The organism is Streptomyces sparsus, assembly GCF_054776295.1.
Window position 1 is genome coordinate 1 of the sequence record NZ_BAAHCA010001258.1, and the last position, 1,137, is coordinate 1,137.

Sequence of the window (1,137 nt, forward strand, 5' to 3'; positions counted from 1 at the left end):
CCCCGCCGCCCGCCGTCGGGGCGTTCCTCGCCTCCGGCCCGGACGGCGTGCGGCGCATCGCCGAGCTGGAGAACTGGCTGGGCGGTGCGACCCTGCGGGTGGGGCACACGTATCTGCCGGGTGACCTGTGGGTCAACATCGAGGGCCGACCGCGCTTCCTCCAGGAGTGGGCGCGGTGGCGCCAGGCGGCGGAGGACCGCATGTTCGTCCTCAACGTGCCGATGCTGGAGCGCAACGAGGAGGGCGTGCCCGACCGGGAGGTGCGGCAACTGCTGCGCGCCGGCGCCGACGGCCGTTTCGACCGGCACTTCCGCACCCTCGCCGAGCGCCTGGTGCACATGGGGGTGCCGGACACCGTGGTGGTGCTCGGCTGGGAGATGAACGGCACCACCTACACGCACCGCTGCGGCCCCGACCCGCAGGCGTGGAAGGCGTACTGGAAGCGCATCGTCAACACGATGCGCGAGGTGCCGGGCCAGGAGTTCATGTTCGATTTCGCACCGAACCGCGGCACCGACGCCATTCCGTGGACGAGGTGCTACCCGGGTGACGACTTCGTCGACATCATCGGAATGGACTCCTACGACCAGCCGCCGGGGAACAGCTTCGACGACCAGGTGACGCAGCCGTACGGCCTCCAGCACCAGGTGGATTTCGCCGCCGCGCGCAACAAACCCATTTCCTACCCGGAATGGGGGCTCTTCCGCAACGGCGACAACGCGGAGTACATGCGGCGCATGCTGGAGTGGATGGACAAGCACCGGCCGCTGTACCAGACGATCACCGACTACTGCCCGCACGGGGTGTGGCAGTGCGAGGACAATCCCAAGTCCTCGGCGGTCTTCCGCGCGGCCATGTCGAAGCGTCCCGGTGAGTCGACCCCGCCGACCGAGCCCACGCTCCCGCCGCAGCCGCCGCGGCCCACGCAGCCGCCCCGGCCGAGCGAGCCGCCGCGGCCCACGCAGCCCGGCGAACCGGCCTGCACACCGCTGGAGCTGGGTGACTGGGTGGAGCGGTGGCTCGGTGGCCGCAAGCTGTGCCTGCGGCTCGACTGGTTCGACGACGGCCGCTCCTGACCCCTGCGGACGGCGGGCGGGCGGGCACGGGACGTACTTCACGCCCGTGCACCGCCCGCCC

The 1,137-nt window shown here is 71.3% G+C and carries 1 protein-coding gene; it reads left to right on the top strand.

The window, feature by feature from the left end; all coding sequences use genetic code 11:
* Positions 1–1,076 (top strand): glycoside hydrolase family 26 protein (locus ACYVE9_RS27755; protein WP_461030646.1); only part of this gene is annotated, 1,076 nt, incomplete at its 5' end.
* Positions 1,077–1,137: the final 61 nt, after the last annotated feature.